This window comes from Curtobacterium sp. UNCCL20, from assembly GCF_900101675.1.
GTDB lineage: Bacteria > Actinomycetota > Actinomycetes > Actinomycetales > Microbacteriaceae > Curtobacterium.
Genome location: NZ_FNKG01000001.1, coordinates 1,531,123 through 1,548,569 on the forward strand (window position 1 = coordinate 1,531,123; position 17,447 = coordinate 1,548,569).

13 protein-coding genes are annotated in these 17,447 nt (G+C 69.9%); 8 read left to right on the plus strand and 5 right to left on the minus strand.

The window, feature by feature from the left end; genetic code table 11:
• Positions 1-51 precede the first annotated feature (51 nt).
• Positions 52-2,091 (minus strand): S9 family peptidase, encoded by a 2,040-nt coding sequence (locus tag BLT36_RS07530; protein ID WP_092093551.1) that lies wholly within the window; start codon positions 2,089-2,091, stop codon positions 52-54.
• A gap of 297 nt (positions 2,092-2,388) precedes the next feature.
• On the opposite strand from BLT36_RS07530, the gene BLT36_RS07535 reads away from it, so the two are divergent.
• From BLT36_RS07535 to BLT36_RS07545, 3 genes are all read left to right on the plus strand, one after another.
• Positions 2,389-4,149: an ABC transporter family substrate-binding protein gene (locus BLT36_RS07535; protein ID WP_092093554.1), complete on the plus strand. Its 1,761-nt coding sequence runs from the start codon at positions 2,389-2,391 to the stop codon at positions 4,147-4,149.
• Positions 4,150-4,382: 233 nt separating this feature from the next.
• Positions 4,383-5,906 (plus strand): ABC transporter permease, encoded by a 1,524-nt coding sequence (locus BLT36_RS07540; RefSeq protein WP_092093557.1) that lies wholly within the window; start codon positions 4,383-4,385, stop codon positions 5,904-5,906.
• Positions 5,907-6,054: 148 nt separating this feature from the next.
• On the plus strand, positions 6,055-7,017 hold the full coding sequence (locus tag BLT36_RS07545; RefSeq protein WP_092094465.1) for an ABC transporter permease: 963 nt from the start codon (positions 6,055-6,057) through the stop codon (positions 7,015-7,017).
• Between the two features lie 14 nt (positions 7,018-7,031).
• Here BLT36_RS07545 and BLT36_RS07550 read toward each other — a convergent pair whose 3' ends face one another.
• Positions 7,032-7,661, minus strand: a complete 630-nt coding sequence (locus BLT36_RS07550) for a PH domain-containing protein (protein ID WP_092093560.1) — start codon at positions 7,659-7,661, stop codon at positions 7,032-7,034.
• A 116-nt stretch (positions 7,662-7,777) separates the two neighbouring features.
• Here BLT36_RS07550 and BLT36_RS07555 point away from each other — a divergent pair, with 116 nt between their 5' ends.
• Positions 7,778-9,559: an ABC transporter ATP-binding protein gene (locus BLT36_RS07555; RefSeq protein ID WP_092093562.1), complete on the plus strand. Its 1,782-nt coding sequence runs from the start codon at positions 7,778-7,780 to the stop codon at positions 9,557-9,559.
• Between the two features lie 411 nt (positions 9,560-9,970).
• Here BLT36_RS07555 and BLT36_RS07560 read toward each other — a convergent pair whose 3' ends face one another.
• From BLT36_RS07560 to BLT36_RS07570, 3 genes are all read right to left on the minus strand, one after another.
• Positions 9,971-10,525: a hypothetical protein gene (locus BLT36_RS07560; protein WP_092093565.1), complete on the minus strand. Its 555-nt coding sequence runs from the start codon at positions 10,523-10,525 to the stop codon at positions 9,971-9,973.
• 284 nt (positions 10,526-10,809) lie between these two features.
• Entirely contained in the window at positions 10,810-11,289 is a 480-nt protein-coding gene (locus tag BLT36_RS07565) for a peroxiredoxin (RefSeq protein ID WP_092093567.1), read from the minus strand.
• A 132-nt stretch (positions 11,290-11,421) separates the two neighbouring features.
• Positions 11,422-12,171: a CPBP family intramembrane glutamic endopeptidase gene (locus BLT36_RS07570; RefSeq protein ID WP_092093570.1), complete on the minus strand. Its 750-nt coding sequence runs from the start codon at positions 12,169-12,171 to the stop codon at positions 11,422-11,424.
• A 119-nt stretch (positions 12,172-12,290) separates the two neighbouring features.
• Between BLT36_RS07570 and typA the strand changes: the two genes are divergently transcribed.
• From typA to BLT36_RS07590, 4 genes are all read left to right on the plus strand, one after another.
• Positions 12,291-14,213 carry a translational GTPase TypA gene (typA, locus tag BLT36_RS07575; protein ID WP_092093572.1) on the plus strand — a complete coding sequence of 641 codons (1,923 nt, stop codon included), beginning with the start codon at positions 12,291-12,293 and terminating at the stop codon, positions 14,211-14,213.
• Between the two features lie 98 nt (positions 14,214-14,311).
• Positions 14,312-15,505, plus strand: coding sequence for an amidohydrolase (locus tag BLT36_RS07580; RefSeq protein WP_217638269.1), 1,194 nt, complete (start codon positions 14,312-14,314; stop codon positions 15,503-15,505).
• A 112-nt stretch (positions 15,506-15,617) separates the two neighbouring features.
• Positions 15,618-16,160: a hypothetical protein gene (locus BLT36_RS07585; RefSeq protein WP_092093578.1), complete on the plus strand. Its 543-nt coding sequence runs from the start codon at positions 15,618-15,620 to the stop codon at positions 16,158-16,160.
• Positions 16,161-16,178: 18 nt separating this feature from the next.
• Positions 16,179-17,429 carry a PIG-L family deacetylase gene (locus tag BLT36_RS07590; protein WP_092093580.1) on the plus strand — a complete coding sequence of 417 codons (1,251 nt, stop codon included), beginning with the start codon at positions 16,179-16,181 and terminating at the stop codon, positions 17,427-17,429.
• Positions 17,430-17,447: the final 18 nt, after the last annotated feature.

Consider the following 17,447-nt stretch of genomic DNA (forward strand, 5'->3'; position numbering starts at 1 on the left):
GGGAGGCCCGTGGCGGATCCGCCACGGGCCTCCCGTCCGTCGTCAGTCAGCTCACGCGACGGGCGTGACGGGCAGGTGCGTCGCCCACCACGCGAGGATGTGCTCGAACCGCTGCACCCGGTGCTGCGGGCGACCCGAGCGCGAGAGCTCGTGCCCCTCTCCCGGGAACACCAGGAACGAGGCGTCGACGCCCGCACGCTTGAGCGCGACGAACTGCCGCTGCCCCTGCTCGATCGGGCACCGCCAGTCCTCCTCCGAGTGCGCGACCATGAACGGGATCGTCACCTGGTCGGCGTACGTCAGCGGGCTGCGCCGACGCTGCTCCTCCGGGTCGGCGCCCACGTAGGCGTCGGCGAAGAACCAGCCGATGTCCGAGCTGCCCGCGAACGAGTCCCACGCGTTGACGGCGCGCTCGCTCCAGGCCGCGACGAACCGCTCGCCGTGGTGCGCGGCGACCCAGCTCGTCATGAAGCCGCCGTACGAGCCGCCCATGATGCCGACTCGGCTGCTGTCGAGGTCCGGGCGCTGGAGGGCGGCGTCGAGCAGCGCGAGCACGTCGTCGACGTCCACCGTGCCCATGGCGCCGATGACCGCGCGACCGTGCTCGAGGCCGTAGCCGCCGGAACCGCGGGGGTTGCCGATGACGACGGCGTAGCCGGCGCTGGCGTAGACCTGGGCCTCGTCGAAGAACGCCCAGGTGTCCTGGCCGAAGGGGCCGCCGTGGACGACACGGAGGACGGGGTGCGGTCCGTCGCCCTCGGGGAGGACGAGCCAGCCGTGCACCGGGGTGCCGTCGGCCGAGGTGCCGGTGAGCTCCTCGATGCGGCGGACGCCCGGTGCGCTCGCCTCGGTGCGGAGGGGCGCGGCGTAGTCGGTCAGGACCACGGGAGCGGTGGTGTCGGTGTCGGTGTCGGTGCCGTCGGTGGCTCCGGTTGCCCCGGTGGCTCCGGCGGCCGCGGTCAGGTCGACCAGGTGCACCTCGCCGGGGGAGTCGGTGGTCGCCGCCGTCGCGACGAGCACGTCTCCGTCGACGTCGAAGCCGGACACCACCAGGTGCCCGCCCAGGACGGTCGGAAGCTCGTCGAGCTGGAGCGGCGAGGCCGCGGCGACCGGCACACGGCGGACGCCCACGGTCCCGCGGTCGAGGACGGCGACGAGGGCGTCGGTGCCGTGCAGCACCGGTGCGCTCGCGACGTCGACCGTCTCACGAGCGGTGAGTCGTACCGGCTCTGAATCCGGGGCGGCGGCCCACAGCCCCTCGGGCTCACCGACGAGCCGCCCGTCGAGGTGCGATGCGCCGACGTACAGGACGGTGCCGTCATCGGCGACGGTCACCGCGCTGACCGATCCCTCGGTCCGGACGGCGAGCTCGACGGTGCCGTCCGTCGCGTCCACGCGGTACAGGTCCTCGTCGTGGGTCTCGCGCTCACCGAGGTCACGCGGTGCGGCGACGACGAGTGCGGCGCCGTCCGGGTACCAGGCCGGGGCGGAGAGCGAGCAGGGGGTGCTCGTCAGGGCGGCGTCGACCGGGGTGGCCGCTCGGTCGGTGACGTCGACGACGACGAGCTGCTGCGGCTTGTCGAGCAGGTACCCGGTTCCGTTGACGTGGAAGTCGAGGCGGGTGATGAGGCGCGGGGCTTCGGCGTTCGGGGCCGGGCGACGGTCGCTGCCGGGAACGGCCGAGCCGTAGCGGCCGGGCTCCGGGAACCGTGCGGTGACCGCGACGCGCGTCGAGTCCGGCGACCAGACCGGTGCACCGGCTCCGAGGGGGAGGGCGGTGACGACGCGGGCCTCGCCGCCGTCGACCGGTGCGACGGCGAGCTGGGGGTGCGGTGCGCCGTGCTCGTCGTCGACGGAGCGGAGGAAGGCGAGGGAGCGACCGTCGGGGGAGAGGACGGGCGACGAGTCACGGTCGCCGGAGGTCCAGCGAACCGCTCCGTCGACGGTGACCCGCTCGATCGTGGTCCGGTAGGCGTCCTGGTCGAGGTCGGGTCGGGAGACCGCGACGAACGCGGCGCCGCCGGCCCGGGGGTCACCGGTGACCGTTGGGGAAGTGGGAACGTGGAGGTGGTGGATGTCGTTCGCGAGCACGCTGCCACGCTACGGCCAGACGGCTCCCCGCGCGTTCCCCGAGCGTTCATCGTCTTGACGGGCCGCCGCAAGACTGTTCAGATTCCGTTGCGACGTCAAGCGCGCGCGTTGCGTAACGCACCTTCACGGCGCAAGTATCCACAGTCTCACGCAACGATCCGCCGCGCACGTTTCCGGTGTGTAACAACTTCGTCGGAGATTTTGAGGGCCTTCCGACCCGCACCTATGGTTCTTGCGAACGCGCCGTGGGGCCTGCCTCCTGCACGTTCGATCACATTCCATCAGGAGGATCACAGAGTGAACATCACCAAGAAGCGGGGACGCCAGCTGCTCGGCGCCGTCGCCCTGGCCGGGGCGGCTGCTGTCGTCCTCGCCGGCTGCACCACCTCTCCGAGTGCCAACGAGTCCGGTTCGGCGTCGAACAAGACCGTCACCGTCGCGCAGGTCAACGAAGTCACGTCGTTCAACTACAACACCCCCCAGGGCAACCTGGACATGAACGGCATGATCAACTACATGACCCAGCCGCAGTTCGTGACGCTGGGGTCGGACTACAAGATCACGCCGAACACCGACCTCGGCACGATGAAGAAGATCAGCGACGACCCGCTGACGGTCAAGTACACGCTGAACAAGGACGCGAAGTGGTCCGACGGCAAGGCGATCACCTCTGACGACCTCCTCCTGGGCTGGGCGCAGGCGTCCGGCTACTACGACTCGGCCACGCAGGACGCCGAGGGCAAGGTCACGAGCGGGACGCAGTACTTCTCCCTCGCATCGGCCTCGCCGTTCAAGACGGACTACCCGAGCGACATCACCAAGACGTCGATCACCCTGAAGTACAAGGCTCCGTACGTCGACTGGAACCTCGTCAACCCGATCCAGTTCCCGGCGCACGTCGTCGCGGAAGAGGCCGGCACGACCACGAGCGACCTGCTGAAGGCGCTCAAGGACACCCCCGCGGGTGACCCGTCCAAGCCTGCTCCGGCGAACGAGACCCTCAAGAAGGTCGCCGACTTCGTCAACACGGGCTACGACAAGACCAGCCTGCCGAGCGACAAGAAGCTCCTCGTCTCCGGTGGCCCGCTCATGGTCTCCGCGTGGACCCCGAAGCAGTCGATGACCCTCGTGCCGAACCCCGAGTACACGGGCGACCACAAGGTCAACTTCGGCAAGCTCGTCGTCCGCTTCATCGGTGACGCCAACGCCCAGGTCACGGCCCTCCAGAACGGCGAGGTCGACGCGATCCAGCCGCAGGCCTCCGCCGACACGGTGAAGGCACTCGACGCAGCCTCCGGCGTCAAGGTCATCGAGGGCTCGCAGGTCGCCTACGACCACCTCGACCTGAACTTCGGCGCGTCCGTGTTCAAGGACGAGAACGTTCGCAAGGCCTTCCTCCTCACCATCCCGCGTGAGCAGATCCTCAAGTCGATCGTCACCCCGATCAACAAGGACGCCAAGGTCCTCGACTCGCAGCTCTACCTGCCGGGTCAGAACGGCTACGAGGAGTCGGTCAAGGCGAACGACTCCGACCAGTACTCGAAGGTCGACATCGACCAGGCGAAGAAGCTCCTGAACGGCGCCACCCCGTCGATCAAGATCCTCTACAACACCGAGAACCCGAACCGCGTGGACACGTTCCAGGCGATCCAGGCCTCGGCCGCCAAGGCCGGCATCAAGGTCGTCGACGGCGGTTCGCCGGACTGGTCCTCGCTCCTCGCGGGCGGCGACTACGACGCCTCGATCTTCGGTTGGGTCAACCCGGGTGCCGGCAACGCCGCGATCCCGCAGCTCTTCCAGACCAACAACTCGGGGAACTACAACAAGTTCGCCGACGCGGAGGCCTCGAAGCTCGCCGTCGACACCCAGACGACGCTCGACGAGTCGAAGCTGGACGAGATGAAGCAGCAGATCGACAAGATCACGTTCGACAAGGCCTACGGCCTCCCGCTGTTCCAGAGCCCGGGGCTCTTCGCCACCGGTTCGAACCTGAAGGGCGTCGAGTACTTCGGCGGCCAGACGGGCATCTTCTGGAACGTCTGGGACTGGAAGAAGTAGGCCGCACCGGTCGCTGAACCAGCACCACACACGAGGGGGCGCCGGACTCGACGAGTCCGGCGCCCTCCCGTGAGCCGGGGCCCCGCCCGGCACCCCGCCGGAGACCCCGGCACACCGCATCTGAGCGCTGTCGAAGACGACGGCGTCGCGGGACCCAGTACCCTTGCTGCTCGGGCCGCCCGATCGGACGACCAGCAGTACGTCCCACCACACCGGAGAGGCACCCATCGCCCATGGTGAGTTTCATCGCGAGACGGATCCTCGTCTCGGTCCTCATCCTCATCGCTGCATCGTTCATCATGTACAACCTGGCGGCGATCGCAGGAAACCCCCTGCAGGACCTCCAGAGCAGCAACTCGCCGAACCGTGACCAGCTCATCGCTGCGCGGACGGCGGCCCAGCACCTCGACATCATCCCGCCGCTCCGTTGGGGCCTGTGGATCACCGGTGTCGGCAAGTGCGTCATCGGGCAGTGCGACCTCGGCACGACGTTCAGCAACCAGCCGGTCGCCGAGCTGCTCCCGCAGGCCGTCGGGTCGACGATCCAGCTGGTGACGTTCTCGTTCATCCTGGCGATCGTCTTCGGCATCGGCCTCGGTGTCGTCACCGCACTCCGCGTGTACTCGGGCTTCGACTACTCGATCACGCTGGTGAGCTTCTTCCTCTACTCGCTGCCGTCCTTCCTGATGGCCGTGCTCCTGAAGTCGTTCATCGCGCTGGACTACAACAACTTCCTCGTCGACCCGAAGATCCCTCCGCTGACCCTGGTGTTGATCGCGGTCATCGTCGGCCTGGTGATCCAGCTCATCGTCGGCGGCATCCTCAAGCGACGCCTCGTGGTCGGCGCGATCAGCGCGGTCGTGACCGCCGGCATGCTCCTGCTCATGCAGGCGACCGGGTGGTTCACGGACCCGTCGCTCGGACCGGTCTTCGTTATCCTGTTCAGTGCCGGCATCGGCCTGGCCATGGTGACGCTGCTCGCCGGGACGAAGAACCGCCGTGCCTGGCTCGTCGCGGGGATCAACGTCCTCGTCGCGATCATCTGCTACTTCGCGCTGCAGGGCCTGCTCAACGTGTCGTCCGGCGCGACGATCTTCATCCTCGCCGTCGTCACCGTCCTGGTCGGTCTCGCATCCGGCTTCTTCGTCGGTGGGCACGACCGCGGGCTGATGATGCGCATCGGTGCACTGACCGCCTTCCTGAGCGCCGGCGTGATCCTCCTCGACCGCTTCATGCGCTCGTGGATCGACTACACGCAGAACTACGTGTCGCGTCCGATCGCGACGGTGGGCTCGCAGACGCCGGGCCTCACCGGCGACTTCTGGATCACCGGCATCGACAGCTACACACACCTGCTGCTGCCGACGATCTCGCTCCTGCTCATCAGCTTCGCGAGCTACACGCGGTACTCCCGCTCGGGCATGCTCGAGGTCCTCGACCAGGACTACGTGCGCACCGCCCGCGCGAAGGGTCTGCCGGAGCGCACCGTCATCGTGCGACACGCGCTGCGCAACATGCTCATCCCGATCGCCACCCTCGTCGCGACCGACGTGGGCGCCCTCCTCGGTGGCGCGATCATCACCGAGCGGGTCTTCGCGATCTCCGGTATGGGCAGCCTGTTCAACAGCGGGCTGTCGATCACCGACGTGAACCCGGTGATGGGGTACTTCCTCGTCATCGCGATCACGGCGATCGCGTTCAACTTCCTCGCCGACCTGGCCTACTCGGCCCTCGACCCGCGGGTGCGTGTCCGATGACCGCCCCCCGGACCACGACAGTGGGCCGTCGCGTCACGAGCGCGTCCGGCCAGATCACGGCAGTGCACCCCCAGGAGGACAACCGATGAGCACACTGCAGGGCGGGGCTCCGCTCGAACCCAACATCGGTGACGGCACCGACACCGGGATGACACCGGGCTCGCACGAGAAGCAGCTCGGCGAGAGCCAGGGACGGATCATCCTCCGTCGCTTCCTCGCCAACCGCCTCGCCGTCATCGCGCTGGTCGTGTACGTCCTCGTGCTCGTGTTCGCCGTCTCGGCCGTCGGTCTCGGACCGATCCCGGGCTGGTGGCACTACTCGTACAAGGCGCTCGAGGACCTGCAGAACGGCGGTGCGCCGACCTCGGACCACCCGTTCGGCCAGGACCGCATCGGCAAGGACTACTTCGCCCTGACGATGCGCGGGATCCAGAACTCCGTGCTGGTGATGATCGTGATCGGCCTGTTCGCCACGTTCATCGGCGTCGTCGTCGGCGCGATCGCGGGCTACTTCCGCGGCACCGTCGACGCGGTGCTCATGCGCATCACCGACATCTTCATCGTCATCCCGGCGATCGTGATCGGTGCCGTGGTCGGCAAGACGGCCAACGGCCTCGGCGCCTGGGGCCTCGCGCTCCTGCTCGGCCTGGTGTCCTGGATGGTCATCGCGCGCCTGGTCCGTGCCGAGTTCCTGTCGCTCCGCGAGCGCGAGTTCGTCGAGGCGGCCCGGGTCGCCGGTGCGTCCGACATCCGCATCATCTTCCGGCACATCCTGCCGAACGCGATCGGCGTGATCATCGTCTCCGCGACGCTGCTCATCGCCTCCGCGATCCTGCTCGAGACGGCCCTGAGCTACCTCGGCTACGGCATCAAGGCACCGGACTCGTCGCTGGGTCTCCTCATCAGCCAGAACCAGTCGGCGTTCCAGACCCGCCCGTACCTGTTCTGGTGGCCGGCATCGTTCATCGTGCTGCTCGCGCTCTGCGTGAACTTCATCGGTGACGGCCTGCGCGACGCGTTCGACCCGCGTTCGAAGCGGTTCAGCCTCCGCAAGACCCGCGAGGCGAGCGCCCCCGAGAACACGTCCGGCTCGGAGATGATCAGCGCGTGACGTCCCCCCGTGTCCTAGCGTGCCGCGATGGCGAACCAGCCGCCGACGGCGGTCGCCGCGAGCAGCACGATCGACGCCCAGTGCAGCGTGATCGGCACGCGCACGCTGTCGGCGGTGCCCAGCTCGATGGCCTCGCGTTCGCGCAGGTCGTCCCAGCGCTGGCGGATCAGGTACGCCGCGTCGCCCGACGCAGTGGTCAGCAGGTCGCCCGCTCGGCGGTTGCCGTCCTCGGCGTCGGGGACGACCCGGCCGTGACGCTGGTTCTGTCGGCGGGCGAGGGCGACCCCGGCTCGACCGGGCGCCGGCGCGGCCCACACGGACACGCGGCGGTTCGGCGTGACGAGCGTCAGGGCGAAGCGCGTGTCGACGTGCACGAGCGCCGCCCAGGGCACCCGCGCCGTGTGGAAGACGTTGACGACCTCGATGCCGTCGTCCTCCACCACCAGGCGCGGACGCCAGAGCGCGACCCAGCCGAGCAGGGCGCCGAACGCCGTCGGCACGAGTGCGAGCGCGCGGTCCTCCCACGTCCGGTCGTTCAGCACGGTCGTGACGAAGAGCAGGGCCACGATCAGCCAGAGGGCGATCGCCAGTCCGCGGTTGAACTTGGACACGAACACATCGCGCGTCGTCGAGGGGGCAGGCATGCCTCCATCGTCGCAGGTCGGGGCCTCCGTGCCCGACGCCTGCACCCCCGGCGTCAGCGCTCCTCCATCACCACCCACGCGGTCGCCACGAGCGACCGGGAAAGGACCGGACGTCGTTGAGCACGCCCGCCTCCGCGGCCACCACCCCGGCCGCCACCAGCACCCCCGTCGTCAAGGTCTCCGGACTCGACGTCGACTTCGCGGTCGACGATGTCTGGACGCCCGCGGTCAAGCAGCTGTCCTACGAGATCCAGTCGGGCGAGGTCCTCGCCCTCGTGGGTGAGTCCGGTTCCGGCAAGTCCGTGAGCTCGATGTCGATCCTCGGCCTCCTGCCGCGGAACGCCCGCGTGAACGGCTCGATCGAGTTCCAGGGCACCGAGCTCCTCGGCCTCCGCTCGGCCCAGCTGCGCGAGTACCGCGGCAAGGAGATCGCGGTCATCTTCCAGGAGCCGATGACGGCCCTGAACCCGGTCTTCACGGTGGGGTCGCAGATCGTCGAGACCCTCCGCATCCACTACGGCATCTCGCCGAGTGAGGCGAAGGACCGCGCGATCGAGCTCCTCACCATGGTCGAGATGCCCGACCCGCAGAAGGCGTTCGACTCGTACCCGCACCAGCTCTCCGGCGGGCAGCGGCAGCGCGCGATGATCGCGCAGTCGATCTCGTGCGACCCGAAGCTCCTCATCGCCGACGAGCCGACGACCGCCCTCGACGTGACGGTGCAGGCCGAGATCCTCGACCTCATCCGTGACCTCGCGGGCAAGCTCGGCAGCGCGGTCCTCCTCATCACCCACGACATGGGCGTCGTCGCCGACCTCGCCGACCGCATCGTGGTCATGCAGCAGGGTGTGGCCGTCGAGACCGGCACCGTCCGCGACGTCTTCGCGGCGCCGCAGCACGAGTACACGCAGACCCTCCTCGACGCGGTGCCCCGCCTGGGCCAGGCCGGTGACGTCGTCATCGACCTCACCGAGACCCTCGAGGCCGTCGTCGAGCAGGAGTCGAGCGCTCCCGTCACGACGAACGCGACGCTCCTGCACACCGACGTCGTCGCGACCCTCGGGCCGCCCGTCCTCGAGTTCAGCAACGTCGTCATCGAGTACCCGGGCCGAGGCCGTGTGAAGGCGTTCCGCGCCATCGACGGGGTCGATCTGACGGTGCACGAGGGTGAGGTCGTCGGGCTCGTCGGCGAGTCGGGTTCCGGCAAGTCGACCCTCGGCCGTGCCGCGATCGGTCTGCTGCCGATCACGTCCGGCAAGCTCGACGTCACCGGCGTCGACCTCTCGAAGCCGACCCGCTCGCTCGTCCGCCAGGTGCACCAGAACGCGGGCATCGTGTTCCAGGACCCGTCGTCGTCGCTGAACCCGCGCATGACGATCGGGCAGTCGATCGGTGAACCGCTGCTGCTCGGCAAGGGCATGAAGGGCCGCGAGCTCGAGCGCGAGGTCGAGTCCCTCCTCGAGGCCGTGCGGCTGCCGACGACGTACTCGACGCGCTTCCCGCACGAGCTCTCCGGTGGGCAGAAGCAGCGCATCGGCATCGCCCGTGCGCTCGCGCTCCGCCCGAAGCTGCTCATCGCGGACGAGCCGACGTCCGCGCTCGACGTGTCGGTGCAGGCGACCGTCCTCGAGCTGCTGAAGGACCTGCAGCGCGAGTTCAACTTCGCCTGCCTGTTCGTCACGCACGACCTGGCCGTCATCGACGTGCTCGCCGACCGGATCGCGGTGCTGCACCACGGGCACCTCGCCGAGGTCGGCACGCGTGACCAGATCCTGCGCGACCCGCAGGACCCGTACACGCAGCGGCTCATCGCCGCGGTGCCGCTGCCGGACCCGGACGTCCAGCGCGAGCGTCGCGAGCTGCGTCGCCAGATCCTGGCTGCCGGCTCCGACGAGTAGGCCACGAGGCCGGCGTACGCCGACCCCGAACGACATCCCCGCGTCCTACGACGTCGGGGATGTCGTCGTTTGCAAGCGCGCGCCGTGGGCGCTCCTTCCCATCGCGCGTGCAGTAGGAAGCGGAATCGCGCGTACCAGGTCGAAAGGAATGGCCTGGTACGCGCGATTCGGCCTGGTATGCGCGAAACGGCCCACGGCAGGCCTGGAGGCGCGGTTCCAGCCCGGCAGGCGCCTCCAGGCCTCGCATGCGCGCGCCGTGGGTGCTCCTTCCCATCGCGCGTGCAGTAGGAAGCGGAATCGCGCGTACCAGGTCGAAAGGAATGGCCTGGTGCGCGCGGTTCGGCCTGGTATGCGCGAAACGGCCCACGGTAGGCCTGGAGGCGCGGTGCACCCCCGCCCCGCACGCTGCGGTCAGAGCTGCGCGGCCGCCATGGACGCGGCGACGCCGAGGACGATCATCGCGAGGACCGTCCAGCCGTGGGTGCGGTGCGTGATCGGCGCAGCCGTCACGGTCGCCGGGGGTGGGCCGTCCTGTGTGGGCGGGGCGGGCACGAAGGCCAGCATGCGCTCGGCCGCGGTGTCGACGTCGAGGTGATCCGCGCCTCCAGGCTGTCCGTCGACCAGTGCGCGGAGGCGGGCCGTCCTGCGTGTGGCGAGCCAGGTGCGGCGCACGCCCTCGCTCGAGACGACCTCGATGCCGTACTTGGTGCGGACCTCCGTGACGCGGCGCCAGGTGTACGTGCTGGTGCGGCGGACGTCCACGATGCGGAGGTGCTCCGGCGTGAGCTCGAAGCGCGGACGCCAGAGGACGGCCCAGGCAACGAACGCGATGAACAGGCTGGGGACGGGCGTGAGCCACGGCGAGCCGCCGCTCAGGAGGGCGATCGGGACGAGGGCGACGGCGACCACCCACAGGACGACGGCGAGCAGGCGCATGCCGGGGGCGACGATCGTGGTGGTCTGCACAACGGAAGAGGTTACGAGATGCCGACCCTTGTGAGCACCGCGACGCCCGGGGAGCCCACGAGGTTACGAGATGCCTCCCCGGGAACGCCCGGGGAGCGGGTGTGACACACCGGCGCGTATCTCCGGACGACCCGATTCCCCGGGGAGGCAGATCCTGTGTGGACCTCTCGTCCGACCCATGGTCCTCGGCCCCCCGTTCGGGTGTCAATACCCCACGGAAGGTTTTTCCGGGGAACGCCACGCCTGATCCGCGTTTTCTGCATGCACGCGCATCGAGCGCGCGCTCATGCGACGAGGAGCTCGATCTGCGCGCGGATGGTCTCGGCCTTCGGGAAGCGGAGGCCGACGAGCCCGACGTGCCGCCACCGGACGATGCCGTCCGGCCCGATCACGAACACGGACCGGCGGAGGCCGATGCCCGGCGCCTGCACCCCGTAGGCGCGGATGACGTCCCCGGAGGTGTCGCTGAGCAGGGGGAACGTCAGCGACGCGCCGCGCGCGAAGGACTCGTGCGAGTCGAGGGCCTGCGGGCTGACACCCCACACCGCGGCGCCGAGGTCACCGAAGTCGTCGAGCTCCTCCTGGTAGCTGCACATCTGCGCCGTGCAGACCGGGGTGGCGTCGCCGGGGTAGAAGGCGAGCACGAGGGTCCGTCCGATCTCGGCGGACAGGCTGTACTCGTCGTCGGTGCGGGTCCCGTCGCGCACGATCATGCCGGGGAGGGTGAAGGACGGCGCGGGCTCGCCGACCTCGGGGATGCTCATGTGCTCACGGTAGGGCTGCCGGGTCGGTCGGGTGCTGTGCCGCGCTGTGGGTTCACTGTGGGGTTCCCGGACAGGGGTCGAGGTGGTCCGCAGCATCGCCGACGCTCGAACGGGGGGAGTGGACTCCGTGCGTCAGCGGAACAGCGCGGGGAACGCGTGTGCGACCCACGGGTAGCCGACGAAGACCGCGGCGTCGAGCAGGCAGTGCGTGATGACGAGGGGGAGGAGTCGCCCCCACTTCGTGTAGATCCAGCCGAACACGATGCCCATCACGGCGTTCCCCACGAAGGCGCCGAAGCCCTGGTACAGGTGGTAGCTGCCGCGCAGCACGGCGGTGGACAGGATGACCTGCCAACGGCCCCACCCGAGCCCGCCGAGGCGTTCGTAGAGGTAGCCGATGACGATGACCTCCTCCTGCAGTCCGGAGCGGATCGCGGACAGCAGCAGGACCGGGATCGTCCACCAGTACGAGTCGAGCGCTGCCGGGTTCACGTTCACGGTGAACCCGAGCGCGCGGCCGGTGAAGTAGAGCGCGAGCCCGGGGATGCCGATGCACAGGGCGATGAGCGCCGCGCCGCCGAGGTCCGGCCGGACCCGGAACCGGTCGATGCCGAGCCGTGCGAGGTGCGGGCGGGTCGTGCTCCAGAGCAGGTAGCAGACCAGCGCGACCGGGGCGAGGTCCACCGCGATGCCCACGAGCTGCCGTGCGAGGTCGACGTACTGCACGGTCGTCGTCGAGGTGTTGAGCGCCGTGGACTGCTTCCCGAGCGGCGTCGTCTGGGACAGGTCGTCGATGATCTGGAGCACCGAGTAGAGCGCGCTGCCACCGAGCGACAACATCAGGACGATGGTGATCTCGACCCACGTTCGCCGACGGCTCATCGTCTGTACTCCTGTCGGTTGCGAACTACCGGTAGACTGGCGTGTCGGGCGTTCTGCCCGCGGGCGTGGCGCCGATGCTGCCGGCCCGACTCTTCCCAAGAACTTGAAGGATGTCCTGTATGGCGCTCGCCACCCGGTCCGACCTGCGCAACGTCGCCATCGTGGCACACGTCGACCACGGCAAGACCACCCTCGTCGACGCGATGCTCACGCAGACCAACTCGTTCGACGCCCACTTCGAGGGCGAAGACCGGATGATGGACTCGAACGACCTCGAGCGCGAGAAGGGCATCACGATCCTCGCGAAGAACACCTCGGTGCTCTACAACGGCAAGCACGCCGCTGAGTTCGGCGCGGGCGGCCCCATCACGATCAACGTGATCGACACCCCGGGTCACGCCGACTTCGGTGGTGAGGTCGAGCGCGGCCTCTCCATGGTCGACGGTGTCGTCCTGCTCGTCGACGCGTCCGAGGGCCCGCTGCCCCAGACCCGCTTCGTGCTCCGCAAGGCCCTGGCCGCGAAGCTCCCGGTGATCCTGCTCGTCAACAAGACGGACCGCCCGGACTCCCGCATCGACGAGGTCGTCTCCGAGTCCCAGGACCTGCTCCTCGGGCTCGCCTCCGACCTGTCGGACGAGGTCGACGACCTCGACCTCGACGCGATCCTCGACGTCCCCGTGGTCTACGCCTCGGGCCGCAACGGTGCCGCGTCGCGCAACAAGCCGAACGACGGCGAGCTGCCCGACAACGACGACCTCGAGCCGCTGTTCGAGGCGATCCTCCAGCACGTGCCGGCCCCGAAGTACGACGACGAGCACCCGCTGCAGGCGCACGTCACGAACCTCGACGCGTCGCCGTTCCTCGGCCGCCTCGCGCTGCTCCGCATCTTCCACGGCACGATGAAGAAGGGCCAGACGGTCGCGTGGGTCAAGCACGACGGCACCGTCGTCAACGCCCGCATCACCGAGCTCCTCATCACCAAGGCGCTCGAGCGCTACCCGGCCGAGTCCGCGGGCCCCGGTGACATCGTCGCCGTCGCCGGCTTCGACACGATCACCATCGGTGAGACGCTGACCGACCCCGAGGACGTCCGGCCGCTGCCGACCATCACGGTCGACGACCCCGCGATCTCGATGACGATCGGGACGAACACCTCGCCGCTCGTCGGCAAGGTCAAGGGCCACAAGCTCACGGCTCGGATGGTCAAGGACCGTCTCGACCGCGAGCTCATCGGCAACGTCTCGCTCAAGGTCCTCGACATCGGTCGCCCGGACGCGTGGGAGGTCCAGGGCCGCGGCGAGCTCGCGCTGGCCATCCTCGTCGAGCAGATGCGTCGCGAGGGCTTCGAGCTCACCGTCGGCAAGCCGCAGGTGGTCACCAAGCGTGACGACAACGGCAAGCTCATGGAGCCGTACGAGCACATGACGATCGACACGCCGGAGGAGCACCTCGGCGCGATCACGCAGCTCATGGCCGCGCGCAAGGGTCGCATGGAGAACATGACGAACCACGGCACCGGCTGGATCCGGATGGAGTTCATCGTTCCGTCGCGTGGCCTCATCGGCTTCCGCACCGCGTTCCTCACCGAGACCCGCGGCACCGGCATCGCGAACGCGATCTCGCACGGCTACGCCGAGTGGGCCGGCCCGATCCAGACCCGTGTCAACGGCTCGATCGTGTCCGACCGCTCCGGTGTCGTCACGCCGTTCGCCATCACGAACCTCCAGGAGCGGATGACGTTCTTCGTCAACCCCACCGAAGAGGTCTACGAGGGCATGGTCATCGGCGAGAACTCGCGCGCCGACGACATGGACGTGAACATCACGAAGGAGAAGAAGCTCACGAACATGCGTTCGGCGAACGCCGACTCCTTCGAGTCGATGACGCCGTCGCGCCAGCTGTCGCTCGAGGAGTGCCTCGAGTTCGCACGTGAGGACGAGTGCGTCGAGGTCACCCCCGACGCCGTGCGCATCCGCAAGGTCGAGCTCGACGCGCAGGCCCGCCAGCGTGCCTACGCCCGTCTGAAGCGTCAGGACGCGTAACCGCGCACCAGCGACACCGCCTGGAGGCACGCCCTCCACCACCGGCCCGGTCACCTCTCCGAGGTGGCCGGGCCGGTGTCGGTTGTAGCGTGGTGCGCGTGACTCTCGATCTCCTCGCGCTGTACCAGGACCTCCACGCCCACCCCGAGCTCGGCTTCCAGGAGCACCGGACCGCGGGCATCATCGCCGACCGGCTCGCCGAGATCGGCGACGTCGACGTGACCACCGGCGTCGGCGGCACCGGCGTCGTCGGGGTCCTGTCGAACGGCGAGGGTCCCGTCGTGTGGCTCCGTGCCGACATGGACGGGCTGCCCGTCCAGGAGCGCACCGGACTGTCCTACGCCAGTGAGCACCACGGCACCGACGAGGACGGCAACGAGGTCCCGACGATGCACGCGTGCGGGCACGACATCCACGTGACGTGGCTGCTCGGCACCGTCGAGCGACTCGTCGCGACGAAGAGCGACTGGCACGGCACCGTCGTCGCCGTCTTCCAGCCCGCCGAAGAGGTCATCTCGGGTGCGCGGGCGATGGTCGAGGACGGCCTCGTCGACCGCTTCCCGACGCCCGACGTGGTGCTCGGGCAGCACTCGGCGCCGGCACCGGTCGGCATCGTCGCCGTCGGCAGCGGCCCGGTGATGGCCTCGAGCGACCGCCTCACCGTCACGTTCAACGGCCGCGGCGCGCACGGTTCGGCGCCGCAGGCCTCGCTCGACCCGATCGTGACCGCCGCGTCGGCCGTCGTCCGCCTGCAGACCGTGGTCTCCCGGGAGGTCTCGCCGAGCGACGCCGGCGTCGTCACCGTCGGCAGCTTCCACTCCGGCACCCGGGCGAACATCATCCCCGACCAGGCCGTCATCGAGATCTCCACGCGCGCCCGCAACGAGGAGACCCGCGAGCGCATCATCGCCTCGATCGAACGCATCGTCCGGGCCGAGAGCGAGGCCGGCGGCCTGCCCGAACCGACCATCGTCCGGTCGCCCGGGGCCGAGGTCACCGTGAACGACGCCGAGGCCGCGGCCACCGTCCTCGAGGCGATCCGCGCCGAGGTCCCCGGGGCCCGCGACCTCGAGATCGGACTCGCCATGGCCTCGGAGGACGTCGGCCAGCTCGCGAGCGCCGCGCACGCGCCGCTCGTGTACTGGTTCACCGGGATCACCGACCCGGAGCTCTTCCGTCGCGGCGAGGACATCCCGAGCAACCACTCGCCGTTCTACGCGCCACTGGCCGAGACCGCCATCCCCGTGGGCGTGGACGCCTTCGTGGCAGCCACCCGCGCCTACGTCGCCTGACGCGAGCCGGTCCGTGGGCCGGCGACGGTGCTCTGGTCGGCCGCGCCGGTGCACGTGACGTTCCCAGGGAACTCGCGCCGTGCCTCCTGGCTGGCCATCTAGGGTGCTCCGCATGCGCACCCCGACACGCACCCTGATCGCCGCCGTCGCCGCCGGCATCACGCTCGCCGGTCTCGCCGGTTGCTCGTCCGACGCCGTCAAGCAGGCGACCGACCTCGGCTCGTCCGTCGCGTCGAGCGTCTCGGAGACCGTGCAGGGCATCGACGGCAAGGCGATCCAGGACGGCATGTCCTCGGTCGCGGGCGGCATCGACGGCGCGCTCGACACGGCGCTCAAGGGCGCGAACGTGACCTCGGACGGCAAGGTCCCGGACGGCTTCCCGACCAAGGACGTCCCGCTCGTGGACGGCACGGTGATCGGGGGCGGCGCCGGGCCGAACGGGTCCGGCTGGGTGGCGCAGGTGCGGGCGTCCTCCGTCGACGACTTCGCCGCCGCGTCCCAGCAGCTGGCCGATGCCGGGTTCACCGAGTCGGCGAAGCGTGCGGACTCGTCGAGTGCCTTCGGGATGTTCCGGAGCGATGCCTACCGGGTCGTCCTGACCTTCTCGGACGGCGCCGACGGGGTCACCGCGACCTACATCGTCACGCCCCGCTAGCCCGTACGCTTGGACCCGATGTCGAAGGTCCCCGCCACCCGCCCCGAGCACGTCCTGTTCGTGCACGCCCACCCCGACGACGAGACGCTCGCGTCCGGGGGGACGATCGCCACCCTGCTCGAACTCGGCGCCGACGTCACCGTGCTGACCGCGACCCGGGGGGAGCGCGGCGAGATGCTCACGCCCGAGCTGGCACCGCTGTACGGCGACGGCCCGCGCGTCGCCGCCCACCGCGAGACCGAGATCGCGGGTGCACTGGCCGCCCTCGGCGCACCGCGGCACCTGTGGCTCGGGGGACCGGGCGCCCGTCCGACCGACCTGCCCGAGCGGCGCTACACCGACTCCGGGATGCAGTGGGGCCCCGACGGCCGGGCGATCGCCGCCGACGATGCCCCCGCCGACTCGCTCACCGCCGCCGACCTCGGCGAGGTCGTGGACGACATCCGCGCGGCGATCCGCTCGACCGGAGCCGACGCCGTGGTGAGCTACGCCGATGACGGCGGCTACGGGCACCCGGACCACGTCCGTGTCCACCACGCCGCGCGGTACGCCGCGAAGGCCGAGGAACTGCCGTTCTCGATGATCGTCGACCCCGCCACCACCGAGGCCGACGTCACGGTCGACGTCGTGCCGGTGCGGGCGAAGCTCCGTGCCGCGGTGGAGCAGTACCGCTCGCAGGTCACGGTCGACCCGGCCGACCCCGCCGACCCGACCGCCCTGTCGTGGGTGATGCCGCACGGCGCCCGCCACCACGCGCCCGCGACCGAGGCGTTCCGGTACGCCGAAGCCCCCGCGGCACCGGCACCGCAGACCTACGCCGAGATGTCCGGCCAGGGCAAGGCCGCGGCGGTCGTCGTGTCCCTCGTGCTCGGCCTGATCGCCGGTGGCCTCGGGACCGTCACCCACCAGCAGACCCTCGGCGCCGTCCCGATCGGCATGGTGCTCACCACCCTCATCGTGGTCGGCCTGACGGTCGGGATCCGGCTGCTCTACCGCTCACGGGCGATGGTCGCGGCCGTCGGCATCGGGATCATCGTCGCGACGCAGGTGCTCGTGTCCGTCGGCGGGCAGAGCTCACCCCTCGTGCTCGCGAACCCGGCCGGGTACGTGTGGACGTTCGCGCCCGCCGTGATCGCAGCGCTGGTGCTCGCGTGGCCGGACCTCTCCGGGGTGCGGGCCGCTGCCGCCGAAGCGCGTGCGCGTGACGCGGGACCGTCCGACGGCTCCGACGACGCGGCGCGGTCAGGGGCGACCGCCCGCCACGAGTAGACTCGGGAGCGCTCAGTC

Excerpts from the sequence above, each read along its gene's own strand:
- BLT36_RS07565 (WP_092093567.1), bottom strand. The coding sequence starts at position 11,289 with ATGAGCATCCCCGAGGTCGGCGAGCCCGCGCCGTCCTTCACCCTCCCC.
- BLT36_RS07585 (WP_092093578.1), top strand. The coding sequence starts at position 15,618 with ATGCGCACCCCGACACGCACCCTGATCGCCGCCGTCGCCGCCGGCATC.
- typA (WP_092093572.1), top strand. The coding sequence starts at position 12,291 with ATGGCGCTCGCCACCCGGTCCGACCTGCGCAACGTCGCCATCGTGGCA.
- BLT36_RS07545 (WP_092094465.1), top strand. The coding sequence starts at position 6,055 with ATGACACCGGGCTCGCACGAGAAGCAGCTCGGCGAGAGCCAGGGACGG.
- BLT36_RS07590 (WP_092093580.1), top strand. The coding sequence starts at position 16,179 with ATGTCGAAGGTCCCCGCCACCCGCCCCGAGCACGTCCTGTTCGTGCAC.
- BLT36_RS07550 (WP_092093560.1), bottom strand. The coding sequence starts at position 7,661 with ATGCCTGCCCCCTCGACGACGCGCGATGTGTTCGTGTCCAAGTTCAAC.
- BLT36_RS07570 (WP_092093570.1), bottom strand. The coding sequence starts at position 12,171 with ATGAGCCGTCGGCGAACGTGGGTCGAGATCACCATCGTCCTGATGTTG.
- BLT36_RS07540 (WP_092093557.1), top strand. The coding sequence starts at position 4,383 with ATGGTGAGTTTCATCGCGAGACGGATCCTCGTCTCGGTCCTCATCCTC.